Annotated in this window: 26 protein-coding genes; 20 read left to right on the top strand and 6 right to left on the bottom strand. The window is 67.7% G+C overall.

The genetic code is table 11. The features are described 5' to 3' along the window. The first annotated feature begins 44 nt into the window (after positions 1-44). On the top strand, positions 45-1,712 hold the full coding sequence (locus ROY82_01785; protein ID MDT3681197.1) for a diguanylate cyclase: 1,668 nt from the start codon (positions 45-47) through the stop codon (positions 1,710-1,712). Between the two features lie 7 nt (positions 1,713-1,719). Further along, entirely contained in the window at positions 1,720-2,808 is a 1,089-nt protein-coding gene (locus ROY82_01780) for a lysylphosphatidylglycerol synthase domain-containing protein (protein ID MDT3681196.1), read from the top strand. Here ROY82_01780 and ROY82_01775 read toward each other — a convergent pair. From ROY82_01775 to ROY82_01765, 3 genes are read right to left on the bottom strand one after another with little or no spacing between them, the layout of a single operon-like run. Next, positions 2,805-3,869, bottom strand: a complete 1,065-nt coding sequence (locus ROY82_01775; protein MDT3681195.1) for an ABC transporter permease — start codon at positions 3,867-3,869, stop codon at positions 2,805-2,807. The two genes, ROY82_01780 and ROY82_01775, sit on opposite strands and share 4 nt — an antisense overlap. Then, entirely contained in the window at positions 3,866-4,648 is a 783-nt protein-coding gene (locus tag ROY82_01770) for an ABC transporter ATP-binding protein (GenBank protein ID MDT3681194.1), read from the bottom strand. The genes ROY82_01775 and ROY82_01770 overlap by 4 nt, the downstream gene beginning before the upstream one ends. Before the next feature lie 21 nt (positions 4,649-4,669). Then, on the bottom strand, positions 4,670-5,713 hold the full coding sequence (locus ROY82_01765) for an NrtA/SsuA/CpmA family ABC transporter substrate-binding protein (protein ID MDT3681193.1): 1,044 nt from the start codon (positions 5,711-5,713) through the stop codon (positions 4,670-4,672). A 174-nt stretch (positions 5,714-5,887) separates the two neighbouring features. Here ROY82_01765 and ROY82_01760 point away from each other — a divergent pair, with 174 nt between their 5' ends. The 12 genes from ROY82_01760 to tal all read left to right on the top strand — a co-directional run bounded on the left by ROY82_01760 (position 5,888) and on the right by tal (position 15,834). Further along, positions 5,888-6,664 (top strand): cytochrome c biogenesis protein CcdA, encoded by a 777-nt coding sequence (locus ROY82_01760; GenBank protein MDT3681192.1) that lies wholly within the window; start codon positions 5,888-5,890, stop codon positions 6,662-6,664. Continuing rightward, positions 6,661-7,356 (top strand): heme ABC exporter ATP-binding protein CcmA, encoded by a 696-nt coding sequence (gene ccmA / locus ROY82_01755; GenBank protein MDT3681191.1) that lies wholly within the window; start codon positions 6,661-6,663, stop codon positions 7,354-7,356. Before ROY82_01760 ends, ccmA begins: the two co-directional genes overlap by 4 nt. Further along, the gene (locus ROY82_01750) at positions 7,353-8,036 is read left to right on the top strand and encodes a heme exporter protein CcmB (GenBank protein MDT3681190.1); all 684 of its coding nucleotides are present in this window, start codon (positions 7,353-7,355) and stop codon (positions 8,034-8,036) included. The genes ccmA and ROY82_01750 overlap by 4 nt, the downstream gene beginning before the upstream one ends. A gap of 106 nt (positions 8,037-8,142) precedes the next feature. Continuing rightward, on the top strand, positions 8,143-8,889 hold the full coding sequence (gene ccsA / locus ROY82_01745) for a cytochrome c biogenesis protein CcsA (protein ID MDT3681189.1): 747 nt from the start codon (positions 8,143-8,145) through the stop codon (positions 8,887-8,889). Beyond that, positions 8,879-9,010, top strand: a complete 132-nt coding sequence (locus ROY82_01740) for a hypothetical protein (GenBank protein ID MDT3681188.1) — start codon at positions 8,879-8,881, stop codon at positions 9,008-9,010. The genes ccsA and ROY82_01740 overlap by 11 nt, the downstream gene beginning before the upstream one ends. Next, positions 9,007-9,435, top strand: a complete 429-nt coding sequence (gene ccmE, locus ROY82_01735; GenBank protein MDT3681187.1) for a cytochrome c maturation protein CcmE — start codon at positions 9,007-9,009, stop codon at positions 9,433-9,435. Before ROY82_01740 ends, ccmE begins: the two co-directional genes overlap by 4 nt. A 15-nt stretch (positions 9,436-9,450) precedes the next feature. After that, positions 9,451-11,460, top strand: coding sequence for a heme lyase CcmF/NrfE family subunit (locus ROY82_01730; GenBank protein MDT3681186.1), 2,010 nt, complete (start codon positions 9,451-9,453; stop codon positions 11,458-11,460). After that, positions 11,457-12,005 carry a TlpA disulfide reductase family protein gene (locus ROY82_01725; protein ID MDT3681185.1) on the top strand — a complete coding sequence of 183 codons (549 nt, stop codon included), beginning with the start codon at positions 11,457-11,459 and terminating at the stop codon, positions 12,003-12,005. The genes ROY82_01730 and ROY82_01725 overlap by 4 nt, the downstream gene beginning before the upstream one ends. Beyond that, a complete protein-coding gene (locus tag ROY82_01720; GenBank protein ID MDT3681184.1) occupies positions 12,002-12,502 on the top strand; it encodes a cytochrome c-type biogenesis protein CcmH in 501 nt (166 codons plus the stop codon). Before ROY82_01725 ends, ROY82_01720 begins: the two co-directional genes overlap by 4 nt. Continuing rightward, complete coding sequence (locus ROY82_01715) at positions 12,502-14,034, top strand: c-type cytochrome (GenBank protein ID MDT3681183.1); 1,533 nt, start codon at positions 12,502-12,504, stop codon at positions 14,032-14,034. The genes ROY82_01720 and ROY82_01715 overlap by 1 nt, the downstream gene beginning before the upstream one ends. Beyond that, a complete protein-coding gene (locus ROY82_01710) occupies positions 14,031-14,630 on the top strand; it encodes a Rieske 2Fe-2S domain-containing protein (GenBank protein ID MDT3681182.1) in 600 nt (199 codons plus the stop codon). The genes ROY82_01715 and ROY82_01710 overlap by 4 nt, the downstream gene beginning before the upstream one ends. 73 nt (positions 14,631-14,703) lie before the next feature. Continuing rightward, entirely contained in the window at positions 14,704-15,834 is a 1,131-nt protein-coding gene (tal, locus tag ROY82_01705; GenBank protein MDT3681181.1) for a transaldolase, read from the top strand. 22 nt (positions 15,835-15,856) lie between these two features. Here the strand turns inward: tal and ROY82_01700 are convergent, their stop codons facing one another. The 3 genes from ROY82_01700 to ROY82_01690 are packed head-to-tail and all read right to left on the bottom strand — an operon-like array spanning position 15,857 to position 18,571. Next, a complete protein-coding gene (locus tag ROY82_01700) occupies positions 15,857-16,678 on the bottom strand; it encodes an SURF1 family protein (protein ID MDT3681180.1) in 822 nt (273 codons plus the stop codon). Between the two features lie 10 nt (positions 16,679-16,688). Next, a complete protein-coding gene (locus tag ROY82_01695; GenBank protein ID MDT3681179.1) occupies positions 16,689-17,603 on the bottom strand; it encodes a heme o synthase in 915 nt (304 codons plus the stop codon). Next, the gene (locus ROY82_01690; GenBank protein MDT3681178.1) at positions 17,600-18,571 is read right to left on the bottom strand and encodes a COX15/CtaA family protein; all 972 of its coding nucleotides are present in this window, start codon (positions 18,569-18,571) and stop codon (positions 17,600-17,602) included. Before ROY82_01690 ends, ROY82_01695 begins: the two co-directional genes overlap by 4 nt. A gap of 334 nt (positions 18,572-18,905) precedes the next feature. Here ROY82_01690 and ROY82_01685 point away from each other — a divergent pair, with 334 nt between their 5' ends. From ROY82_01685 to ROY82_01660, 6 genes are all read left to right on the top strand, one after another. Next, on the top strand, positions 18,906-20,042 hold the full coding sequence (locus ROY82_01685) for a tetratricopeptide repeat protein (protein MDT3681177.1): 1,137 nt from the start codon (positions 18,906-18,908) through the stop codon (positions 20,040-20,042). Positions 20,043-20,293: 251 nt separating this feature from the next. Further along, complete coding sequence (rpsB, locus tag ROY82_01680; GenBank protein MDT3681176.1) at positions 20,294-21,301, top strand: 30S ribosomal protein S2; 1,008 nt, start codon at positions 20,294-20,296, stop codon at positions 21,299-21,301. 120 nt (positions 21,302-21,421) lie between these two features. After that, positions 21,422-22,015, top strand: coding sequence for a translation elongation factor Ts (gene tsf / locus ROY82_01675; GenBank protein MDT3681175.1), 594 nt, complete (start codon positions 21,422-21,424; stop codon positions 22,013-22,015). A 7-nt stretch (positions 22,016-22,022) separates the two neighbouring features. Continuing rightward, on the top strand, positions 22,023-22,751 hold the full coding sequence (gene pyrH, locus ROY82_01670; protein MDT3681174.1) for a UMP kinase: 729 nt from the start codon (positions 22,023-22,025) through the stop codon (positions 22,749-22,751). Positions 22,752-22,821: 70 nt separating this feature from the next. Continuing rightward, complete coding sequence (frr, locus tag ROY82_01665; GenBank protein ID MDT3681173.1) at positions 22,822-23,376, top strand: ribosome recycling factor; 555 nt, start codon at positions 22,822-22,824, stop codon at positions 23,374-23,376. Then, positions 23,373-24,314 carry a phosphatidate cytidylyltransferase gene (locus tag ROY82_01660; protein ID MDT3681172.1) on the top strand — a complete coding sequence of 314 codons (942 nt, stop codon included), beginning with the start codon at positions 23,373-23,375 and terminating at the stop codon, positions 24,312-24,314. The genes frr and ROY82_01660 overlap by 4 nt, the downstream gene beginning before the upstream one ends. The last annotated feature ends 30 nt before the right edge of the window (positions 24,315-24,344 follow it).

Raw genomic sequence — 24,344 nt, 5'->3', positions numbered from 1 at the left:
GTGATGATGGTTCTTGCGTAGAAATCGGAGGAAAGTTACCGCTAATGGCGCAGGAAGTCGGTTCACCGCTTGCCCGGCTGCTAGGCCTGGCAGAGGCGGCAGAAGTAGCCAGTCACGAGTTCCGTTACGACGATGCCTTGCGCTTCGGTTACGAAGCGCTCGTGCTCGTCGGGCTCGATCCCAAGGCCTCCCCCGCGACGTGGGATCAGAGCGCTCTGCTGCTCGGCGACGCGGAGCTGAACCCGGTTGCGCGAATCACCACCGCCATGGCGATCTGCGCTTTCCGCCAAGCGGACTACATGGAGGCTCTGTACCTCGCCCAGTTGGAGCTGTACCTCCGCAGGCAGCTCGATGACGAGACGGGTACGGCCTTTGCCCTACTGGGGCTTGGCTGGTGTCATCAGGCGGCCGGACTCTACGAGCAGGCTCTCACCCACCAGTTCGAAGCGCTGGACGCCCTCGAGAAGGTCAGGCCCGAGGCGGTGGCCGGGCCCCTCAACGGGATAGCCCGCATCTACCTGGACTTGGCCCAGGTCGACCTGGCGCTGGAGTACGCAAGGCGCGGACTCGCCGCGGCCCCCACGTCACCGACCGCGCAGCGCGACAGGTCCACCGCGCTTCGCATCATCGGCCAGGCACTTCAGGCCAAGGGAGACTTCGCGGCGGCACGTGCAGCCTTCCAGGAGTGCTACGAGCGCTCGGACGCGTACGGCCAGCGCCTGGCCGTCATCAGCCTCGGTGACCTCTGCCTGGCGGAGGGCCTGCTGGACGAGGCGCAGCAGCACTTCGAGGAGTGTCTCGTCCGCGCGTCTCCCGAGATGCGCGAGCGGGTCCAGTGCACTGCCCTGCTCGGCCTGGGACGAGTGTTCATAGCTCACGGGGAACCCGAGCGGGCTCTCGCACCGTTGGCGGAGGCAGTGGCCAGAACCACCGCCAGCGGCGCGCCGGTCGAGACGGCGGCAGCACACTACGCCATGAGCGAGGCCCTGGAGGGCCTCGGCAGGTGGGAACAGGCGTTGGAGCACTTCAAGCGCTTCCACGAAGTGAACGACCGTACCCTGCGGCAACTCTCCGACCGGCGCACGCAAGTGTTACAGGTGCAGCTCGATGTCGAGCGCGTCCGCAAGGACCGAGAGATAGACCGGTTGCGCAACGTCGAGCTTGCGCGGGCCTACGCCGACCTCAACGAGCTCCATAAGCAACTTGAGGCGCAAGCGGCGCGGCTCGAGCGCCTGAGCCGAACCGACGCGCTCACTGGCGTTCCGAATCGCCGCGCGTTCGACGAGCGGTTGACCGTGGAGTTGCAGCGCTCCAGGCGCGGGGACCTGCCCGTCAGCCTGTTGATGATCGACGTAGACGACTTCAAGCTCGTGAACGACACCTTCTCGCACGCCGTCGGCGACGAGGTCCTATGCGCAGTTGCCGACATCCTGGTGGCCTGCACCAGGGAGGTCGACCTGGTGGCCAGGATCGGGGGCGAGGAGTTCGTCGTCCTGCTCGCGGAGACCGGTGCGGACGGCGCCGAGCACGTTGCCAGGAAGATCGTCACCGCCATCCCCAGGCTCGAGGTGGAGTCGGCCGAGGTCCACGTCACCGCGAGCGTGGGCGTAGCCACCTGCGAACCTTTCGACGACGAGTCGTCGATCTTCAAGCGCGCAGACTACAACCTCTACGAGGCCAAGAGGCTCGGCAAGAACCGCGTGAACGCGTAAGCGCCCCATGATCCGTGCGGTAGCGATCGCCAGCCTGCTCGGAGTCGCGGGGATAATCGCGTCGTTCTGGCTCCTCGGTGAGGACCTGAGCACGGCACTAAGCGTACCGGCCTGGGCGTACCTCATCGGCCTGGGTCTTGCGGCCGCCAACTACCTTAGCGGCGCGATCAGACTGGTGCTTCTCGCGCGCCACCTTCGCGAGAACCTGACGCTCTTCGGCGCGCTACGCGCCTACGCCATGGGCTTGTCCACTGCCGCGCTCACGCCCGGCAGCACGGGCCAGGCTCCAGCCGCGGCTCTCACGCTCGTCGCGGGTGGGATGAAGGCCGCCGAGGCCTGGACCATCAACATCCGCGTGTGGACCCTCGACCTCATCTTCCTCGCGTGGTCCCTACCGCTCAGCATCCTGCTGCTCGGGCGCTCCACGACGCTCCTCGGCAGCGCCACGCCGGAGATCGTGGCGGCCGTCTGGTTCGCGGGTTCCGTCCTGTTGGTCGCCGTGCTTCTGTTGAGGCTGAACTGGCTCACCAGAACCCTCAGCTGGGTGATGCGGTTGCCGGGGCTGAGGCGCTGGCGGCTGAGGCTGGACGACTTCCTCCTTCGCATCGACCAGGCCAACCGCAGCTTGCGCCACGCCGGGTGGCGACTCACTGGAGCCCTCAACCTACTTACCTTCTCCGTCTACTTCACCACCTACTTCACTTTCTTCGTGGTGGTCGCGGCCGTGCGCCCGAACGCACCGCTACTGGTGACCATGGCTAGCGCCCAGGTCCCGTCCGTCGCGGCATCGTTCTTCCCGACACCGGGGGGCACTGGCCTGCTCGAGGTCGGGACCGCCAGCCTGATGCGTCTCAGCACCAAGGAGTCGGCGAAGAAAACCGCACCCTTGGCGGCGCAAGTACCCGACGTGCCGGCCGAAGGGTTTCAGCGCGCTCCCGGTACGGCCGGGGTGCTCGTTCCCACGGACGACGAAGCCAAGGCCAGGGCCCCGGTCGCGGCGGCGATCCTCGCCTGGAGGATCCTCACCTACTACCTGCGCATGTTCGTCGGGCCGCTGCTGGGCGGCAGCCTTATCCGCCGCCGGGCGAACGGCTAGCGCCTCCAGGGCATCGCCAAGCGTTCGACCAGCTGCAAAAGTGCCGTGAGGCCCACCCCCAGCGCCATGACGACGAGGAGGGCGGCGTACATCTTGGGCGTGCTGAGGACCTGCCAGTGGTAATAGACGAGGTAACCGACGCCCGTCTTGGCGCGCACGAACTCGACCGCGACAATCACGACGAGCGCGGTGCCCAGCGCCAGCCGCAGTCCGTTGAAGACGATGGGCAAGGCACCCGGCAGGATGACGTGCCTGAGCATCTGCCACCTGTTGGCGCCGAAGTTGCCGCCCGCTTGGATGAGCACCTTGTCTATCCCTTGCACGCCGGCCATGGTCGAGAGCGCGACGAGGAAGAAGGCCGAGATGGCCACGACGGTCACCTTCGGGCCCTCACCGAACGGGTCCGGGAACACCAGCATGAGGATCGGGAAGATGGCGATCTTGGGCAACACGTAGACGGCCGACATGGTGGCGTCGAGCATCGTCCGGACCGTGCGGTTCAGGCCCATGACGATGCCCACGAGCAGCGCGGGAATGGCTCCGATCGTGAAACCGACGATGACCCGAGAGAGCGTGGCCCAGACGTGGCTCTCCGCGAAGAGCGCCGCCACGCCGGGCCAACCCGCCTCGGCCAGGCGTGACGGGATCAGCCAGGGCCGCCCGAGCAACGAGGTGCCCGAGAAGCGGTCGTAGTTGACGGTCAGGTCCCAGAGCGCGCCCGCGATGCGCGAGGGCGGCGGGAACCAGCGCGGGTTCAGCACCCCACTCGTGCTCAACCATTCCCAAGACAGCAACACCAGGATGGGAAAGAGCCAGGCCAGCGCCTTCTCATAAGGCCCTTGGTACCTGAACGGTAGGCGCCGGGCCGCCGTCTCCGACACCATCACCAGCAGCACGAACGCCACCCCGAACACGGCCCACCACCAGCCGGTCCACAGGTCGAGGAGGCTGGCGGCGGCGAAGACCGCGACCATGCCCGCGAGTGGGAGCAGCCATTCTGCATGACTGGGCCGCCGGGCCATGCCGCGGGGCTTCACGGCCCCCTTGACGGGAGCCTTCACGCCTGCGCCTCCATGGCGCGCCTTACCTCGTCGCGCAGGTCCTCCCAGATCGCTCCCGTGAGCGAAGCGAACCGTGCGGTGGCGGTCGTGGCGAGGTCGCGTGGCCTGGGGAGGTCTATCAGGAACTCCGACTTGTTGGTACCCGGATGCGCCGTCATCAGGAGGACGCGATCACCCAACAACACCGCCTCTTCGATGGAGTGGGTGACGTACAGCACGGTCTTGTGCGTCTCCTCCCAGATGCGCATGAGCTCCTCTTGCAGCACGGCGCGCGTCTGCGCGTCGAGCGCTCCGAGGGGCTCGTCCATGAGGAGGACCTCGGGGTCGTTGGCCAGGGCCCTGGCGATCGACACCCGCTGCTTCATGCCACCCGAGATCTGCGACGGGTAGTACCTCGCGAAGCGCTTCAGGCCGACCTTGCCCAGCCAGCGCTCGGCCACCTCGTAGCGCTCGGCCCTGCCTATGCCGCGCATCTGCAGGCCGAACGCCACGTTGTCGATGACCGTCTTCCAGGGGAACACGGCGTACTCCTGGAAGACCACGTTGTTGAGGGGCCGCCGCGGGTCGTCGCCCGGCACGACGCGGGCTTCGCCGGAAGTCAGCTCGTCGAGGCCCGCCAGGATGCGAAGGAACGTCGACTTGCCGCAGCCCGAGGGTCCCACCAAGCAGACAAACTCTCCGTCCGCCACGGTCAGATCGAACCCCTCGAGGGCCGTGACGGTACCGGCCTTCGAGGGGTAGGTCTTACCGGCGTTGCGGGCGACGATCTTGTCGCTCATCGGCCTGTTATGGCGCGTTCCTCACGGCTGGTAGGTACCTGCTACCTCCACGGCCCAGTCGGCGAACTCGGTGGTGACGACCTTGCTGAGGTCGATGGGCGTGTCGTAGTCGGTGCGCCCGTTCTCGCGGTGCACGCGTTCGACGTCGGCGAGGCCCTCGACCGGGATGGTGAGGTTCGGGTCGTAGACCACGGGGGTGCCCTTGCGGATGGCTTCCTCGGTGGAGTTCACGTAGTGCAGGTAGGCCGCGATGTTCTCCGGTGCAAGGTAATCGTCGCCCTGCATCAGGCGGGCGGCGTCGAGCAGCGCGAGCGCGAAGCGCTTGGCCGCCTCCGGGCGCTCGGTGAGGAACTTGCCGGAACCGACGAAGGCCACCGTCATGAGGCCAGGGACCAGGTCCGTGGCGATCGGCACGGCGGTGCCGGCCGCCTCGACCTGGTCGGCGTAGGGGGAACCGAGGAGGGCCGCGTCGATCGAGCCGTTCTCGAACGCGGCCGGGATGTCGGCGTTACCCAGCGAGACGATCTCCACGTCACGGATCGTGAGCCCGGCCGGTTCCAGGGCCTTGGCGGTCAGGTACTCGCCGCCACTGCCGGGACCGCCGGCGAAGGCGACCGTGCGGCCCTTGAGGTCGGCGGCGCTGGTCACGGCGCCGGAGTCGTAGAGGTCCTTGCGCACGAGTACCTTGGTCGGGCTGTTGACGAACGGTTCCAGCCCGCCCGGGGCGAAGACGCGCACGTCGATGCCCTGGTTCCAGCCGTTCCAAAGCGACGTGACGATGGCGATGCCACCCACGTCGATCTGCCCTTGCTCCAGGAACGCGATGGCCTCGGTGCCGGAGGCGACCGACTCGAGGTCGACGTTCAGGCCGTACTTCTCGAACAAGCCGCGATCCTTGGCCACGTACATGGTCGCGAACTTGAGGATGGGCACGAAGGCCGCCCTTACCGACTGGGCGGGCTCCAACGGAGCCACCCCATGCGTGTCCTGAGCGTTGGCGAAACTCAGGAAAAGCGTCACCGCCAAGAACGCCACGCCCAACGCCTTGCTTGTCCGTCCGGTCATCCTCGCCTCCAGGTGGGACCGCGGTGCTGAGCGTACGGTCCGGGGGAAATCAGGCGCACATGTTACCGCCTCGGGCGCCCGGGTGCCCGCCAGGGAACAATGTCCTCCCGGAGGCGCGGGCTTGTCACGTATCATTGTTGGATTAGTCATGGCTGCACCCTTCTCCCCCACCCCGTGTACACCGTCCGAGGCGCCGGGGCGCCCGGCCACGCCGGGGCGCGCGGCCACGCCGGCGGTACTGCCATGGTGACGCCGGGCATCGGCGTGGCGTTCATCGCCGGCGTCTTCTCCTTCCTGTCGCCCTGCGTGCTCCCCCTCGTGCCGACGTACCTGGCGTACGTCGGTGGCAGTGCTGAGGCGAAGCGGGTCGTGCTGGTGCGCAACGCGCTGGCCTTCATAGCCGGCTTCTCACTGGTCTTCATAGCCCTCGGGGCAGGCGCCAGCGCCCTCGGCTCGGTGCTGCGCTCCAACCAGCGCGTGCTCATGCTGGTGGGCGGCGCCCTCGTCATCCTCTTCGGGCTCGTGATGCTGGGCGTCATCAAGCTGCCGTGGCTCTACCGCGACACGCGCGTGCAGTACAGCGGCGAGACCAAGTCGCCGTTCGGCGCGTTGGTCCTCGGCATGGCCTTCGCGGCCGGCTGGACCCCCTGCATCGGCCCCATCCTCGGCGCCATCCTCACGATGGCGAGCGCCACGGGAACCCTCGCGAGCGGCGTCGGCCTCCTCGCCGTATATGCCCTGGGGCTCGGCGTGCCCTTCCTGCTGGCGGCGCTGCTCCTCGACCCGTTCATGCGCTTCTCCAAGGGCTTCCGGCGTTACCTGCCCTGGGTGGAGCGCGGCGCGGGTGTCATCCTCCTCATCGCCGGGGTCCTCATGATCACGGGGACCTACACGGCGCTGAACGCCATGCTCATCAACGTGACGCCCACCTGGCTCCTAGACCGCCTATGAGCATCGAGGAGCCGTTGGCCATCGAGCTGGTGAACGTCACCCGCCGCATGGGTCGCGACTTCGTGCTGCGCGGCGTCAACCTCGAGATCGCCGCGGGCAGGTTGGTCGTCCTGCGCGGCGCCAACGGCACCGGCAAGACGACCCTGTTGCGGCTACTCGCCACGAGGCTGCGCCCCACCAGCGGCGAGGCGCGCGTCTTCGGCCTCGCACTACCCAAGGCGGGTGCGATGGCCCGGGCGCGGCTGGGGCTCCTGAGCGTCTTGGGCGGCAGCTTCCCCATGCTCGACGCGCGGGAGAACCTGGACCTCGCCCTCGACCTCACGCCCGGCGCCCACGCGGCCACCCAGCAGGAGGTGGGGGCGGTGCTGGAGCAGGTGGGCATCGACCACGCGGCGAACAAGCTCGTCCGCACCTACTCGAGCGGCATGAAGAAGCGCCTGGGTCTGGCCAGGCTGCTCCTGTTGGATCCCGACCTCTGGCTCCTCGACGAGCCGTACGCGGCCCTCGACGACTCGGGAAAGGACCTCGTCGACGGCTGTGTGGCCGCCGCCAGGGCGCGCGGGCGCACGGTGCTCATGGCGTCTCACGAGTCCGACCGCGACCGCCTAGGGCCGGACGCCGTCCTCGAACTGCGAGGCGGCGTAGTGCGCATGGCCGAGACCGCGCCCGGGGGCCCGGCGGCGGGCGCATGACCGACCTGGTAGCGGTCCTGGCGGTCGCCCGCAAGGACTTCTTGCAGGAGCTGCGCTCTCGCGCCACTACCGTAGCCACCCTGTTCTTCTCCGCCATCACCCTCGTGATGATGGCCTTCGGCCTCGGCCGCGAACCGACGCTCATGGCCAGCGCCGCGCCGGGCGTGCTCTGGGTCGCGCTCGCGTTCGCCGGCGTCATCGCTTCGGCGCAGAGCTTCCAGGCCGACCTCGAGGAGGGGGCCCTCGAGCAACTCCTCCTGCTGCCCGTATCGCGGGCGTCCTTGTACCTCGGTAAGCTCCTCGCCAGTTGGGCGTACCTGAGCGCGCTTGGGGTCGTGATGTTGCCCCTGGCGTTCGGGCTCTACGGCGCCAGCGCGCCACCCGGAACGTGGTGGGTCCTCATCCTGACGGTGCTGCTGGGCACGCTCGGGTTCGCCGTCATCGCCACCTTCTACGCCGGTCTCACGGCCAACCTGCAGGCCCGCGAGGCGTTGCTGCCGGTCCTCATGTTTCCCGTCGTGGTGCCAGTCATGCTGGGCGCCGTACGTGCCACGGAGGCGGCCCTGCTCGGCAGCGCCGAAGTCGGGTTGGCGTCCTCCTGGCTGCAACTGTTGGCCGGCTTCGACCTCGTGTACCTCGTGGTCTGCAGCAACATCTTCCACTTCGTGGTCGACGACTGAGTGAAGGGTGTGGGCAGACGCCGAAAACGTTCCTTGGAACGCATCCCGCACCGAAGGGGTCGTAAACTATCCAAGACCGGGGCGTGGGCCCCATAGGAGCGAGACGATGACAGACACGACCACGGGCGCCAAGCGCCCTCTCTGGCTGACGGTTTGGGGGGTGTTCAGCCTATTGCTCTTCGCCTTCGGCATGTTCGCCGCCCTCGTCATCAGCCCGATCGACGAAAATCAGGGTCAACTGATCCGCGTGATGTACGCCCACGTGCCGGTGGCCTGGATAGGCTTCGTGGCGGTCGGGATCTCGGCCGTCTGGGGCATGCTCTACCTGTGGCGCGGCCGGCGGCTGGACGACGTCCGTTCGGTGGCTAACGCCGAGGCCGGGCTCCTGTTCTCCGCCCTCACCATCGTGGGGGGCATGACCTACAGCAAGCCGACCCTCAACACCTTCTGGACGTGGGACGCCAAGCTGACGCTCACGGCGCTCATGCTCGCCCTCATCGTCGGGTACTTCATCGTGCGGGGGCTCATCGAGGAGCCGCAGCGCAGGGGCAGGGTCAGCGCCGTGATCATGATCATCGTGCTGGCGAGCCTGCCGTTCAACTACCTGGCAGCGGAATGGTTCCGGACCCTGCACCCGGCCAAGAGCATCAACCTAGACGGCAGCGGCGTGCACATGGACGCCACCATGCTGCGTGTCCTACTCGTCAACGTAGCGGCCGCGGCTTCCGTGTTCGTCTACTTCATCTCGGAGCGCATCCGCATCGGGCGCATGGCGCTGGCAACGGACGAGGCGGCCGACGCGGCGCAGGTCGCCGAAACCAGGGGCCCGCGGGAGGTCGTCAGTGTTCGCTAACCTCACTCACTGGCAGTGGGTCACCATCGCCTGGCTCGAACTCTTCATCGCCTACGGCGCCTATCTCGGCTACCTTGCCTGGCGTCAGCGCCAGGCGAGGCGCGCGGGCGGCAAGGGATGAAGCGCATCGTCTACGCGCTACTGGGCGTCGCCGTCCTGGCGGTCGCCGGGTTCCTCATCTCCAGGGCACTGCAGTCCTCACTCGTCTACTTCATATTGCCCAGCGAGTACGCGCGCGACGCCGCCACGTTCGAAGGCAAGCGCGTGCGCCTGGGCGGCTTCGTGCAGCCCGGAAGCGTCGCCTTCGACGACGCCAAGCTGCACCTGACGTTCCAGATCAGCGACGGCCTCAAGGATTACCCGGTGCAGTACGACGGCGCGCCCCCGGACCTGTTCCAGGAGAACGGCGGCGTGGTCATCGAGGGTCGCTTCCACGACAACGTCTTCGTGGGCGACAACCTGCTCGTCAAACACAGCAACGACTACCACCCGCCTGCGGAGGGCGAGCCCATCGACGTCGAAGCCCTCAAAGACTCGCTCCGCTGAACCGGGAGAACCCACATGCTCGAGCTTCACTTAGGACCGCTGGGTAGCGCCAGCGTCTTCATCGCCTTCGGGCTGGCCCTCTACGGCGCCGTCGCCGGCATCGTCGGCGCGTCGCGCCGCGACGCCCGGCTCCAGACGTCAGCGCGCCTGGCCGCCGTGGCCGGCTTCGTGGTCGCCACGGCCGCGGTCGCCGTCATGCAGGCGGCCCTCCTGGGCAACGACTTCAGCGTGCAGTACGTGGCCAACCACTCGCGCATCGCTTCGCCCGTCTGGGTGAAGGTCGTGACGATGTGGGCGGCGCTCGAGGGCTCAATACTCCTTTGGGCCTGGCTCCTCACCGGTTACACGGCGCTGCTGGCCGTGACCGCCCCCTTGAGCGTGCTGCGTCCGTGGGCCATCTCCATCATGCAGGCCGTCCAGGTCTTCTTCCTCGGCGTCCTGGCGTTCGCGGCCAACCCCTTCGTCGTCATGGCCGTGCCGCCCCTCGACGGCCCCGGGCCCAACGAGCTGCTGCAGAACCACTGGATGATGGCCGTGCACCCCCTGCTCATGTACCTGGGCTTCGTGGGTCTCACGGTGCCGTTCGCGTACGCCATGGCCGCGCTCATAACGCGCCGGCCGGGCACGGAGTGGATGGCGCAGACGCGCCGCTGGACCCTCACGGGCTGGGGCTTCCTCTCCGCGGCCATCGTGGCCGGGGGTTGGTGGAGTTACGAGGTGCTCGGCTGGGGCGGTTACTGGGCGTGGGACCCGGTCGAGAACGTGAGCTTCATGCCGTGGCTGACGGCCACGGCGTTCATACACAGCGTGCAGGTGCAGGAGCGCCGCCGCATGCTCAAGCCGTGGAACGTGCTGCTCATCATCGCCACGTTCTCGCTCTCGATCCTCGGCACCTTCCTCACGCGCTCGGGCGTCGTGTCGTCGGTGCACGCGTTCGGGGACGGCCCCGTCGGACCCGCGTTCCTCGCCTTCTTCTTGCTGGTGACGCTGGTGGCGTTCGGGCTGCTGGCGCTGCGCTGGGACGACGTGAGAGACCGCGGCGAACTTGACTCGGTCGTCAGCCGCGAGGGGGGCTTCCTGGGCGTCAACATCCTCTTCGTGGCGCTCACGGCGGCCGTGCTGCTCGGCACGCTGTTCCCGCTCATCGTCGAGGCCCTGTCGGGTGACAAGGTGACGGTGGGTCCCCCGTTCTTCGATCAAGTGACGCTGCCCCTATGGATGCTCGTTTTCTTGCTGATGGGCATCGGGCCCTTGCTCCCCTGGCGCCGGGCCGAACAGCAGCGGCTGAGCAGGAACCTCATCTGGCTGACCGCCGCGCTGGTGGTGTCGGGGGCACTTGCTTGGTTGCTCGGGGTGCACAAGGTCTACCCCGCGCTCACGGTCGCCTTGGCGGGCTACAACCTCATGAGCCTCGCCCTGCTGCTGAGCGGCGCCCTGGTGCCGCGCTTCAGGCTCTCCAAGCAGAAGAACCCGCTGAAGATCCTCCGCGCCTACGCCCTCGAGAGCCGCCGGCGCGTGGGCAGCATGATCGTGCACCTGGCGGTCGTTATCGTGGCGGTCGGCGTGGCGTTCAGCTCCGGCTACCGCATCGACGAGCAGATCAAGCTCGACTACGGCGCCAGCGCCGAGTTCTCCGGTTACACCCTCACCGCCGTCGACCGCTTCATGGAGCGCACGCCCCAACGCATCAGCGCCGGCGCCGTCATCGACGTCACCAGGAACGGCAGGCAGGTCGCCACGCTCAGGCCGCGCCTGAACCTGTTCGGCGAGGCCGGACGCACCGTCCCGACCCCCGCCGTCCTCTACACGCCCACGCACGACCTCTACCTGAACCTCAACAGCACCGTCACGCCTACCAGCACCTTCGTGGTCTTGCGGGCCGTGAAGAGCCCGCTCGTCACCTGGATCTGGGTAGGCGGGATCATCTTGGCCCTCGGCACGATTTACAGCCTCGGTGGTAGCGGCCGCCGGGTCCCCGCCCGCGTGACCGCCGGCGACGAGGCCGGCGACAGGGCCACCACGTGAAGTTACGCCGGCTACTGTTGGTGGTCGCCTCGCTCGCGCTACTTGGTGCACTCTTCGCCTTCGGGCTATTGCGCGGCAGCCCGGACCGCGACATCGCCTCCGTCCTCATCGACAGACCCGCACCCAGCTTCAGCCTTCCCCTCTACGACCGCTATCAACCCGATTACGGCGCGAGCTTCGACCTGGGCGACCACCTGGGCAAGCCGATGGTCATCAACTTCTGGGCATCCTGGTGCCTCCCCTGTTACGAGGAGGCCCCGGTGCTCCAGCAGGCCTGGTTGACCTACCAGCCCAGGGGCGTGCAGTTCCTGGGGATCCAGACACAGGACAAGGACAAGCGCGACGAGGGCCGCAGTTTCATCGGCCGCTTCGGCCTCACCTTCCCCAACGCGTTCGACAACGACAGCGTCGTCAGCGTCGACTGGGGCCTCTACGGCGTGCCCGAGACGTTCTTCGTGGACGCGCAGGGCAACATCAGGGCCAAGCACGTCGGGCCCGTGACTGCCGAGGTGCTGGCCACGCAGGTGGAGGCGTTGCTCCGATGATCGCTCACCGTCGGCTGCGCTCGGCCCTGATAGCCGGCGTCGTGGCCTTGTTCGCCCTAGCGCTTGCCCAAGACGTGGAGGTGGGCTCTCGCACGTTCGACATCGCCCGCAACCTCAGGTGCCCCGTGTGCGTTTCGGAGAGCGTGGCCGACTCCAGCGCCCAGATAGCGCAGCAGATGCGCAGCGTCATCGAGGAGAAGGTGGCCGCGGGCGAGACCGACCAGCAGATCTACGAGTTCTTCCAGGCCCGCTACGGCGACTGGATCCTGCTCGATCCGCCCAAGCGCGGCATCCACCTGCTCGTGTGGCTGTTGCCCGTGATCGTCGCGCTGGTGGCAGTGGCCGTGGTCGTCACGTTCGCCAGGCGCTGGCTGGCCGCCTCGCGCGTGCCGGTGAACGCGACGGAGGACGAGCTCGAGCGGGTGAGGCGACTCCTCGCCGACGGCGGCGGGCCGGCGTCGACGGCCGGCCCGGACGGCCGGAGCGGAGAAGGTTGATGCTCACGACCATCTTGATCGGCGTCTTGGTGCTGATCGCCTTCTTCTACGTCGCCCTGCCGTTGGTGGCGCCGGGCCAGGCAGACCCGCTGCCCGACGACCGCGACCCCGTCCTGGTCGATCTCAACGAGGAGAAGGCTGCGCTGCTGCGCGCGATCAAAGAGCTCGACGCGCGTGTCGACCTGCCACTTGCAAGGCGGCAAGAGTTGCACGCCCGGTACGAGGCCAAGGCTGCCAAGGTGCTCACGGCGATAGACGAGCGGCAGCGCGCCCTCGCGGGTAAGCCCGCCAAGGGCCGTGTGGCTACGAGGCGACGCGTCCCGGTGGGAGCGCTGGCCGTGCTAGGGGCGTTCTTGGTGCTTGCCGCGGCGCTGCCCACCTACGTCCTGCCACGCGTGTCCGACTCGGACACCATCACGACCACGGACGTCGACGCGGCCAGGCAACTGCAGGCGGCACAGCGAGCGGCCAAGGACGATCCAACGGCCGCCAACCTTCTCGCGCTGGGTGACACGTACCTCGGGCTGCAACGGCTCGACGACGCCGAACAGGCCTATGAGCGCATCGTCGCGGAGGTCAGCCCGGTTCCCGCGGCGGCGTACAAGCGTCTTGCCATCTTGTACCTGCAGCGAGACCTGGCGCAGGCGCAAGACTGGCTGGAACAAGCGCGGACCGCCGACCCTAACGACCCGGAGACCCTTTACCTCCTGGGCGAGGTGGCGTTCGCCCGCGGCGACCTGGAGCTAGCGCTCGACGCGTACGAGGACTTCGCCGCCACGCCCGAGGGCGCCGCCGAACCCGCAACGCAGGCGCGGCTCGACCTCATGCGGGCGCTGCTGCCGCTCCAGGCGGCGGCTCAGGCCGAGCCCACGCAGGCCAACCTGATGGCGCTCGGCGACGCCTATTGGGACGCCGGCGAGCCCCAACGCGCGGTGGAGAACTACTTCAGGGTCCTCACGGAGCTGGACGCCAACCAGCCGCGTGCACTGGCTCGCACCGGACAGCTGCTGTACGCGGCCGGCCGGCCCGCGGATGCCGTCGGCGCGATAGAGCGGGCGGCAGATGCCGCAGGGGGTCTGGAACACCTCCTACCGGACAGTGTCATGACGCTGGCCGACGCCTACGCCCAGACGGGCGCCTGGGACCGAGCGGCCACCACGTACGACGCCTACGCGGCGCTCGTCGGGCCCACCGAGGGCGCCGCGGCTGCCGCGCTCGCCGAGGCCGCAAGGCAGCAGGCGAGCGGGGGCGAGGCCTCCCAGGCGCCCGAGGCGGCGGCGCTCCCCGTCATCGGCCGCCAGGTGTTCTCGGCCAACTGCACGGTGTGTCACGGCCCGAACGGCGAGGGTGGCGTTGGCGCCACGCTGGCGGGGAACCCCAGGGCCAGCAACGAGGCCAACGTTCGCGACGCCGTGCGTTTCGGTCGCGGCTTGATGCCGGCTTTCATGGCGGAGCTTCAACCCGACGAGATCGACGCGGTGGTCGCGTACGTCACCCAGGTCCTGTCGAAGAGCCAGGCGAGCCGCGAATGACCGACCCGGGCGCTCCGGCCGATCCCGAGCGCCGGGAACTGCTCAAGTGGCTCTGGCGCATCCCCGTCATCGCGGTGGCGGTGGGCGGCGGCCTGGGCCTCTACGAGGCCATCAAGGTCCACTTCCTCAAGAGAAGCGCCGCCGCCGAGCCGGTCTTCGCCCCCCGGCCACCAACCAGGGTGGCCGCCCTGACGGCGTTCGGCAACGTTTGGGACGCGGTCGCGTTCGAACTTCCGAGTGCGGACCCGACCGTCAACGGCATTCCCGCACTGGTGGTGCGCCTACCTGGGCCGATACCCGGCGACCTCGCCGTCGAGAGCGGCGTAGCCACCGTCAGCGCCTACCTGGCCGGCTTCAGCCGCGTTTGCACGCACCAACACTGCACGGTGGTGCTCAACACCGACCCAGAGGCCATCGCCATCGGCTTCAACTACAACACCGACTCGCCCGCCTTCACCTGCCCCTGCCACCTGAGCGTGTTCGATCCCATGCAGGCCGGCAAGGCCGTCAGCGGCCCGGCCGTGCTGCCGCTGCCCCGCCTGAGGCTCGAGCAAGAGGACGGCGCCGTGTTCGCTACGGGCATCGAGAACGACTGAGTGACTTATCATCGGGTCGTCTAGCGGAGCGCGGCGGCGTCAGCGCTGCCGACTGCCCGCGAGGAGGTAGGACATGAACCCTCTACTACGCCTGAAAGAGTTCGGACAGACCATCTACTTGGACGAGTTCCGCCGCTCCTGGCTGAAGAACGGCAAGCTCAAGGGCCTCATCGACGATGACGGCCTCGCCGGCGTCACGTCCAACCCGTCGATCTTCCACAAGGCGATCGTCGACAGCAACGACTACGACGACGCCATCGCGGACCACGCGCGCAAGGGCGCCGACGCGAAGGCGACGTACGAGGACCTGACGATCTCGGACATCTCCGAAGCAGCCGACCTCTTCCGCCCGATGTTCGACGCCTCTGGCGGACTGGACGGCATGGTCTCACTGGAGGTGTCTCCGGAGCTTGCCCACGACGAGGACGGCACGGTGAAGGAGGCCCACCACCTCTGGAAGAGGCTGGATCGTCCCAACATCTTCATCAAGGTGCCGGCCACCGACGCGGGGGTCCCGGCTATCCGTCGCCTCATCGCCGACGGCGTGAACGTGAACGTCACCCTCCTGTTCGGCCTGCCGCGCTACCGCCAGGTGGCGGACGCGTTCCTGACGGGACTGGAGGAACGGCTGAAGGCGGGTAAGAGCGTGAACGTCATGTCGGTGGCGAGCTTCTTCTTGAGCCGCATCGACGTCATGATCGACCCGAAGCTGGACGCCCTGGCCAGCCAGCCCGTGCCGCAAGCCACCGCGGCTCACCAGTTGCGCGGCACTGCCGCGATCTCCAGCGCCAAGCGCGCTTACGTCATCTACGAGGAACTGTTCGGCGCCGGCAGCGAACGCTTCGCCAGGCTCGCCAAGGCGGGTGCGCGTCCACAGCGCCTGCTATGGGCAAGCACCAGCACGAAGGATCCCAGCTACTCGGACGTCAAGTACGTCGAGCCGCTCATCGGACCCGATACCATCAACACGCTCCCGCTCAAGACCATCGACGACTACAGGGACCACGGCAACCCCGCGGCGCGCATCAAAGAAGGCGCCGATGACGCGCTGGCCATGCTGCAGGCGCTCACGGGGGTGGGCGTCAACCTCGAAACGGTCGTGGCGAAGCTCGAGGACGAGGGCGTGGCCAAGTTCATCAAGGCGAACGACGAGCTCCTGGCCGCCATAGAAGCCAGCCTCAAGGCGGCCCCGACCCGCGCCTGACGAGCCTGTCGGCAGTAAGGCCTTACGACCGGCGTCGCGAGCTTTCAGCGCGACGCCGGTTCTGTTTGAGGGTGGAGCGGATCAGGAAGAAGTAGCCGACGATGCCGACGAGGGCCATGCCGAACCACTGGATGGCGTAGCCGAGGTGAGGCCCCTCGTCGGTCTCGGGCAAGGGCAGCGGCTGGGGCAGCGTCCTGGGAGAGACGGGCTGCACCTGACGTAGGATCAGGTAGGCGGGCACGAGTTCGTAGGGCATCTGCGGGGCCAGGCGCGTCACGTCGACGTAATAGCTCTGCACCAGGGGGCCGGTAGGCGGATCGTGGGCCGCCAGCCCGGCCAGCGGCCCCGTGGGGGGCGATTGCGGCGCGTGCAACTCACCCACCAGCGTGACGGTGCCCGCGGGCGGCAGGGCGGCCGTCACGGGCACGGCGTCCTCGTCGTACGGTACCCAACCGCGTTCGACGAGGATGGCGCTTCCCTCCCACACCCCGGCGGAAGCGTCCAGCACCAGCGGCGTCAGCAAGTTGAAGCCGGGCATGCCGCCCAAGGAGCGGCCACGAAGGAGCACCTCGTGAGCGGGGTCGTAGACGCCGGTAGCGCTCACCGGCAGGAACTCCCGTGGCGCCTCGCCCGGCTTCAGCGCGGTCGCCAGCGCTTCGGGGGGCAAATGTGAACGTGCGTCGATGGTGGCGTTCACCTGGCGCCGATGGTCCAAGCGCCGCAACTGCCAGAAACCCAGGTTCACGAACGACACGACCAGCACGAGGGCCAAGACATGCCCCGCTATCCAGCGCGGGCGGAGCAGCAAGGGTCCTACGCCGCGGGTGTCTTCGCCAGCGCTCACGGCGGCCGGCTCAGAAGATGACCCGGTCGAGCGCCATCGCGAGGAAGACGAGCGCCAGGTAGCTCATCGAGTACAGGTAGAGGGGCAGCGCCGTCTGGCGCTCCACGGAGCGCCCGGAGCGGACGACCAGGAACACCCGCGCCATGCGCACGACGAGCACCACGTTGAGGAGCAAGGCGGCCACGAGGTACGCCGGGCTGAACTCACGCAAGAAGAACGGCAGCAGCGTGAGCACTACCGTCAGCACCGTGTAGAAGATCATCTGCATCACGGTGGCGCGCTCGCCGATAACGGATGGCGCCATGGGTACCCCGACGTTCGCGTAGTCCTTCTTGACCATCAGCGCAAGGGCCCAGAAATGAACGGGGGTCCATACGAACACGACCGCGAACAAGATCCAGGCCAGGAGGCTCAGGTCGTTGGTTACCGCCGCCCAGCCCACGAGTGGTGGGATGGAGCCCGCCGCGCCACCGATGACGATGTTCTGCCACGTGCTGCGCTTCAGCCACATGGTGTAGATGAGCACGTAGAAGGCGATACCGGCCCAGCTCAGGAGCGCCGCCAACATGTTGGACGTCAGGGCGATGATCACGAACGAGAGAACGGTAAGCGCGACGGCGAAGACGAGCGCGTTGCGCGGCGTAACCGAACCCCTGACCAGCGGCCGCTTGGCGGTGCGCTTCATGTTCACGTCGATGTCGGCATCGTAGACCATGTTGTACACGCCCGCCGCTCCGGCCGACATGTAACCGCCCACCAGGATGCCCAACAGCGCCAGCCAGTCGGGCATGCCCTTCGCGGCTATGAACATGGCGCCCACCGTGGTCAGGAGTAACAGCGAGATGACCTTCGGCTTGGTCAGGATGAGGTAGTCACGGACGGTGGCGCGCGCCGGCCCGGTGGCGGGGGTATCTGCTTCGTTCACGTTCTTGCGCTCTCCAGTACTGCGCCACGTTTGGCGCTCGACCCGAGCGCCGCGGAGCGCCCGCCTAGAAGCTGAACCGTCGTCGCCGACAGCAGGGCGTAAGCCGTGACCGCCAGCGCGAGGTGGATGAGCTGCAGCACCGCGGGTGCGAGCAGCGCTAGGTTAAGGATACCCACTGCGACCTGGGTGAGGTACACGCCGAGGAGCGCTTTGGAGGTGCGCCTGGCGGCGGGCACCGCCTTCAGCCACCACGCCATCCCCAGGGCGACGAAGAGATAGGTCCCCACGGTTATCGCTATGAGCGGATGCAATAGGCGAAGGCGGATGAGGAGGTGCGAGCTCGGGTCGAGATCGGCGCGTAGCCCGGCGGCGAGCGATTCGGGTGGAAAGATGGTGTTGCCCATCGCCGCGATCCCGCCCGTGAACATGAGGAGCAGCATGAGGCCAAGGCCCAGCCCGGTCACGCTCGCCAGACTGCCTTGCGCGCGTAAGCGCAAGGGGTACGCCGGCGGTTCTCGGCCGGCGTAGACGACCGTGGCGGCGAGGGCCCCGATCAACAGCAGGGAGTTGACGAGGTGGGAAGCCACCCACACACCACGCGCGACGCTGGTGTTGTCACCGGTCATGCCGAGCAGGACCGTCGCCGCGCCGATGAGCGCCTCCAGCACCACGAGAGCGAAGCCGAAGCCCGCGTAGGCCGCGAGCCCCGGGTTCTCGCGGCGGGTCCTCAGGGCCCTCGTCAGGAGCCACGCCCCGAGGATGAGGACACCAGCCGACAGGAGGCGGTGGCTGAACTCGATGATCGTGCCGGCAGATGGGTCGAGCGGCACGACCTGGCCGTTGCACGTGGGCCAGTGGCTGCCGCAGCCGGCGCCCGAGCCGGTGCTACGCACCACGGCGCCCTGCAAGATGACGACACCGTTACCTATCAAAGCCGCCCAGGCAAGGTGCAGACTGCGCAGATTCACCCTGAACTACTACCTACTTTCTGTGGGCCCGTGCTGTGGACCCTTTCTGTGGGCCCTGGTCGGAGGCACCGGCCGCTCGTGCCCGCTGCGGTTGGTAACCGGAAGGGTTCCGACGAACTGTCGGCGACCGGCCCATGCTAGCAAAGTAGGCCGCAAGGCACTAGCCGCTGGCCGAGGTACGTTGCGCTGGCCAAGGCACACGGCGCTCTCACACATTTTGGCGATGATGAAGCCCGTTGAGACGCAGTGGAGCGACAACACGTCGGCCACCTGCTTTCGGCCGCTAGCTGCGGTGTTAGACTCGCGGCACCGAATAAGGTCTTCGGAGGACACGTTGATCAGCTTCAGGCTCACAAGCACCACTCTGTTGAGGTACGCGGTCACCGCGCTGCTGGTGGCATTCGCGAGCGGGGCGTTCGCGCAGGACGCCGAACCCGCCACGCTCGACGCCGCCACGTTGATCGAGAACGGTGCCTTCTACCTCGACCGTGGCGATTGCGCGCTAGCGCAGTTCTTCTACCAGGAGGCTCTGCGCACCGAGCCCAAGAACGCCGCGGGGCTCGTGGGCAAGGGCCGCGCCCTGGCGTGCCAGGGGGCGTACCCGGCCGCCATCGAGGCGTTCCAGGCCGCCCAGGCGGCCGACCCGAACTTCGTTGACGCCCACATCTACTTGGCGATCGCCTACCAGAACCAGTACCAGTCCGATCCGACCGCCTACTCCGGCCGGCTCGCCGATGCCCTCGACAGCATCCAGCGCGCCGAACGCCTCAAGCCGGACGACTGGCGGGTTCAGAACACCAAGGGCGTGATCCAGTACCTGCTCGGCGACCTCGCGTCGGCCCGCACGACGCTCGAGCGCGCCTCCACCCTCGTGGCCGCCGACACCTCTAGCGCGCCCCTTGCCGCCAACGAGAAGAGCACGGTTCAGGTCAACCTCGGGCGCGTCTACCGCGACCTCGACGAGCTCGAGCTGGCCCAACAGGCCTTCCGGCGCGCCGTCGTCCTCGACCCGTCCAATGCCACCGCGCACAACAACCTTGGCAACATCGCCTTCCGGCTTGGCGACTGCGCCACCGCCGAGTACGAGCTATCGCAGGCGGCCAGCCTCTCCCCGGACTCGGTCTCGGCCGTGTCTCAACTAGGCATCGCGCTCTTCGAGTGTGGCGACGTGGCCGGCAGCGTGCCGAAGCTCGAGGCAGCCATCGCCCTCGACGGTGCCGTGTTCCTTCCGCCCCTTTACACCTACCTGGCCCGCGCCTACATGAGCGTCGGCCGCGTGGACGACGCCGTCAAGTACGCCCAGTACGGCGCGCTGCTACCGCCCCCGAGCGCCGACGCCTACTACTGGCTCGGCAAGGCCTACCAGCGCCGCGGCGCCAGCGGCGACACCGACAACGCCAAGCGTGCCTTCGAGCGGGCCCTCGAGCTCGACCCGAACTACGCCGACGCCCGCAAGGAACTCGGCCAGTAGCCCCGCACTACTCGCTGTCCTCGTGCGGGCGCCCGAGCCGAAAGGCCGGGCGCCCGCCCCTTTGCGCACTTCACCGCTCAGGCGGCTGGACGAACCCACGCCGCGGCCTGTATACTCGGTAGGTTTGGTCGGCGGCAGCGGGATGTCCGTCATCACCAGAGCGATAGCTGGGCGCAGCCGGGGGATCCCCCCAGCCACCGAGGTGGCGCGGCTCACCGATATCGACCTCAACATCCCGCCATGGAGGAAAAGTGTCTTACCTTGGAATGAAGCAACTGCTCGAAGCCGGCGTGCACTTCGGCCACGAGACCAAGCGCTGCAACCCGAAGATGAAGCGTTACATCTTCGCCGAGCGCAACGGCATCTTCATCATCGACCTGCAGAAGACCCTCGTCGAGAGCGAGAAGTCGTTCGACTTCCTGCGTGACCTCGCCGGCCGCGGGGGAATCATCCTCTTCGTCGGCGCCAAGAAGCAGGCGCAGGAGATCCTAGCGGCCGAGGCGAAGCGTTGCGGCATGCCGTACATCAACGAGCGTTGGTTGGGCGGCCTCCTGACGAACTTCAAGACCATCCGCACGCGCGTCGAGCGCCTGCGGGAACTCGAGGCCATGTTCGAGGACGAGTCGATCCTGCGGTTCACCAAGAAGGAGCAGATCGACCTCGGCAAGGAGCTCCAGCGCCTCCAACGTTACCTGGGCGGCATCCGCGACCTCAACCGCCTGCCCGACGCGCTCTTCATCATCGACCCGGCCAAGGAGGCCATCGCCGTCAAGGAGGCCAACAAGCTCGACATCCCGGTAGTGGCCCTTGCCGACACGGACTCCGACCCCGACGTCCTCGACTTCATCATCCCGGGCAACGACGACGCCATCCGCTCCATCCAGCTGGTGACCGCGCGCTTGGCCGACGTGATAATCGAGATGCGCGGTGGGGAGGACGTCGCGGTCGCCCCCACCACGGAAGACCGTGCGACGCTCCGCATGCCCATGTCGGGCCCGGAACGCGCCATCCAAGAGGCGGCCGCCGCGGCCGAGGGTGATGGCAGCAGCGCTGAAGGCACCGAGGGCGGCGGGGCACCTGCTGCCACCAAGGCCGGCGAGGGCGACGCGCCCGCGGGTGCAGCCGCCACCGAAGTTGCAGCAGTCACTGAAGCCGCAGCCGCCGGCGAGAGTGCCGAGAGCACGACCACGGCGAGCACGACTCCCGAGGGCGGCGACGCGGAGGGCGGCGCCGAAGCCGCAGACGCCGAGGAAGCCTGAGGAACCGCGGGAGCCGCCAAGGCACCCGATTTCGAAGTCAATAACCGGTGAGGACGGCCAACAGACGGCTCCTCGACCGGCACGTTCCGCCGCCAGGCGGTACCGAAGGGAAGATGCGAGATGGCAGTTTCCACCGACCTTATCAAGCAGCTGAGGGCCATGACCGGCGCCGGCATGTTGGATGTCAAGAAGGCCCTGGAGGACACGGACGGCAACCTCGAGAAGGCGGCCGAGCTGCTCCGGGAGCGCGGCATCGCGAAGGCCGACAAGAAGGCCGACCGCGCTGCCAAGGAGGGGCTCGTCGGCTCCTACGTTCACCATAACGGCAAGATCGCCGTGCTGGTCGAGGTGAACTGCGAAACCGACTTCGTGGCGCGCAACGAGGTCTTCCAGGACCTCGCGCGTAACCTCGCCATGCATGTCGCCATGGCCAGTCCCGCCTATACCCGCACGGAGGACGTACCCGAAGAGGTGGTCGCCGCCGAGAAGCACGCGCTGTTGCGCCAGGCGGCCGAAGAGGGCAAGCCCGCGAACGTGGCTGAGAAGATCGTCGAGGGACGCCTGCGCAAGTACCTCTCCGAGATCGTCTTGCTCGAACAGTCATACATCAAGGACGACAAGAAGACCGTTGACGAGGTCGTCAAGGAAGCCGCCGCGACCCTCGGCGAGAACATCCAGGTGGGCCGCTTCGCGCGCATCGCCATAGGCGAGTAGAGTCGGCATGAAGCGGGTCCTGCTCAAGCTCTCTGGTGAGTTCCTGGCCGGGCCGGGGGGCTTCGGCGTGTCGCCCGACGCGACCACTTCGTTGGCGGAGGAGATCGCCACGGCCCTGGGCCGCGGCGTGCAGATCGCCATCGTGGTGGGGGGCGGGAACTTCTGGCGTGGGGCGCAGCACGGCAAGCACATGGACCCTGCCACGGCCGATTACGTCGGCATGCTGGGCACCGTCATGAACGCGATGGCCTTGCAAGACGCCCTCGAGCGCAGGGGCGTGGATACCCGCGTGCAGACTGCCATCACCATGCAGGAAGTCGCCGAGCCGTACATCCGGCGTCGTGCCCTGCGCCACCTGGAGAAGGGTCGGGTCGTCATCTTCGGAGGCGGTACCGGCAACCCGTTCTTCACGACCGACACCACGGCGGCACTGCGCGCCCTCGAGATAGAGGCCGACATGGTCCTGATGGCCAAGAACAAGGTCGACGGGGTGTATGACGCCGACCCGAACCGCACCGCGGGGGCCCGCCGCTACCGCACCCTGTCGTACCGCGATGTGCTTAACGCCGGCCTGGCCGTCATGGACGCGACCGCAGTCAGCCTGTGCATGCAGCGCGACATGCCCGTCATCGTGTTCGACATCTTCCGCGGCGGCAGCCTCGGACGCCTGCTCGCCGGGGAGCAAGTGGGCACGCTCATCGCCTCCAACATCGCCACCGAGTTCGCAGACCAGTAGGCCGACGGCCCGCACCCTAGCGAGCGCGGTAGACTCTCCCCAGACGCCAACCTGCCCGGAGGGATCGGCCATGAACAACAGTCTCAACGACAGCCGCGAGCGCATGCAGAAGAGCGTCGACGCCTTCGCGACCAACCTTTCGACCGTACGCACGGGCCGCGCCAACCCGGCGGTTCTCGGGCGCGTCGTGGTCGAGTACTACGGGTCGATGACGCCGCTCACTCAACTCGCGAACATCTCGAGCCCCGACCCGCGCACGTTGCTCATATCCCCTTTCGACAAGAGCATCTCCAAGGGCATAGAGAAGGCCATCCTCGAGGCCGATCTCGGCTTCAACCCCAACAACCAGGGCGACAGCATCTTCATAGTGGTGCCACCACTGAACGACGAGCGGCGCCGCGACCTCGTGAAGTCCGTCCACCAACTGGCGGAGGAAGCGCGCGTCGCCATCCGGAACATCCGCAGGGACGCCCTGAGTGACCTTCGCGCCCAGGAGAAGGATGGTGACATCGGCGAGGACGAGCTGCACCGGGCCGAGGCCGACGTGCAGAAGCTCACCGACGAGTTCATCGCCAAGATCGACGCGCGAACCAAATCGAAGGAGTCGGACATCCTCGCGGTGTGAGACCCTTGGCGCCCGACAACGCCGGTGCTGCCGAGCCGACCATGGGCGGCGGCTCCCCGGAGGCTGACGGCGCCAAACAAGGCGCGCGCCGTCGGCACCTGCCCCGCATCGCCTCGGCACTCGTCGCGTTCGCCATCACGCTGCTCGTACTCTGGGTGGGCCTACCGCTCCTTGCGCCCGCCTACCTGGTTCTCACCCTGATCGCGATCCAGGAATACACCTCCCTCATGAACCTGCGCGGCATTCCCATCCGCAGGCGCAGCCTGTGGGTGGCCACCGTGTTGACGCTGCCTGCTTCATTACCCATCAGTTATCCGGGCATGCAGCCGCTCATCGCCGGGGTCAGTTGGCGCGAGGCCATGATCGGCCTCTTCGCGCTCTACTTGGTGGGCCTCGAACTAGCCAACCCGAACCGCAACTCCTTGCAGGCCGTGGTCTACTCGCTCTTCGGCTACCTCTACATCCCGTGGCTCTTCGGGTTCATCATCACGCTGCGCTACACCCCGGACGGCGTCCTTGGCCTCTGGTACTTGACCCTCCCCGCGCTGGCGGTGGTCGCCACCGACGTCGGCGCGTACACGTTCGGCACCCTCTTCGGCAAGCGCAAGTTGGCGCCGGCGATAAGCCCCAACAAGACGGTCGAGGGCTCCATCGGCGGCCTGATACTCGCCGCGGCGGTCGTCGGCGGGGCGCTCGTCTTCCTCGAACACCGCACCGGCCTACACGTGAACGTGTACGACGGGCTCCTTTTCAGCCTGCTGGTGTCGAGCGCCGCGCAGCTGGGCGACTTGTTCGAGTCGCTCCTGAAGCGTTGGGCGGGCGTGAAGGACGCCGGCGTCTTCCTGCCGGGCCACGGCGGCGTGCTGGACCGAATCGACAGCGCACTGATAGCTTTTCCGGTCACCTACTTCTTCGTGACCCTCGTCATCTTGCGCTGAGGGCGCGCCCAGGGGAGGCCCCGGGGTAAA

Source organism: Truepera sp., from assembly GCA_032027045.1.
Taxonomy (GTDB): domain Bacteria; phylum Deinococcota; class Deinococci; order Deinococcales; family Trueperaceae; genus JAAYYF01.
This window is presented reverse-complemented; position numbering and strand designations above follow the sequence as displayed.

What these genes read in the sequence shown, in the direction of transcription:
- ROY82_01730 (MDT3681186.1), top strand. Translation starts at nt 9,451, where the DNA reads ATGCTCGAGCTTCACTTAGGACCGCTGGGTAGCGCCAGCGTCTTCATC.
- ROY82_01785 (MDT3681197.1), top strand. Translation starts at nt 45, where the DNA reads ATGGCGCAGGAAGTCGGTTCACCGCTTGCCCGGCTGCTAGGCCTGGCA.
- ROY82_01710 (MDT3681182.1), top strand. Translation starts at nt 14,031, where the DNA reads ATGACCGACCCGGGCGCTCCGGCCGATCCCGAGCGCCGGGAACTGCTC.
- ROY82_01765 (MDT3681193.1), bottom strand. Translation starts at nt 5,713, where the DNA reads ATGACCGGACGGACAAGCAAGGCGTTGGGCGTGGCGTTCTTGGCGGTG.
- ccmA (MDT3681191.1), top strand. Translation starts at nt 6,661, where the DNA reads ATGAGCATCGAGGAGCCGTTGGCCATCGAGCTGGTGAACGTCACCCGC.
- tal (MDT3681181.1), top strand. Translation starts at nt 14,704, where the DNA reads ATGAACCCTCTACTACGCCTGAAAGAGTTCGGACAGACCATCTACTTG.
- ROY82_01720 (MDT3681184.1), top strand. Translation starts at nt 12,002, where the DNA reads ATGATCGCTCACCGTCGGCTGCGCTCGGCCCTGATAGCCGGCGTCGTG.
- ROY82_01750 (MDT3681190.1), top strand. Translation starts at nt 7,353, where the DNA reads ATGACCGACCTGGTAGCGGTCCTGGCGGTCGCCCGCAAGGACTTCTTG.
- pyrH (MDT3681174.1), top strand. Translation starts at nt 22,023, where the DNA reads ATGAAGCGGGTCCTGCTCAAGCTCTCTGGTGAGTTCCTGGCCGGGCCG.
- ROY82_01770 (MDT3681194.1), bottom strand. Translation starts at nt 4,648, where the DNA reads ATGAGCGACAAGATCGTCGCCCGCAACGCCGGTAAGACCTACCCCTCG.
- ccmE (MDT3681187.1), top strand. Translation starts at nt 9,007, where the DNA reads ATGAAGCGCATCGTCTACGCGCTACTGGGCGTCGCCGTCCTGGCGGTC.
- ccsA (MDT3681189.1), top strand. Translation starts at nt 8,143, where the DNA reads ATGACAGACACGACCACGGGCGCCAAGCGCCCTCTCTGGCTGACGGTT.
- tsf (MDT3681175.1), top strand. Translation starts at nt 21,422, where the DNA reads ATGGCAGTTTCCACCGACCTTATCAAGCAGCTGAGGGCCATGACCGGC.
- ROY82_01715 (MDT3681183.1), top strand. Translation starts at nt 12,502, where the DNA reads ATGCTCACGACCATCTTGATCGGCGTCTTGGTGCTGATCGCCTTCTTC.
- ROY82_01780 (MDT3681196.1), top strand. Translation starts at nt 1,720, where the DNA reads ATGATCCGTGCGGTAGCGATCGCCAGCCTGCTCGGAGTCGCGGGGATA.
- frr (MDT3681173.1), top strand. Translation starts at nt 22,822, where the DNA reads ATGAACAACAGTCTCAACGACAGCCGCGAGCGCATGCAGAAGAGCGTC.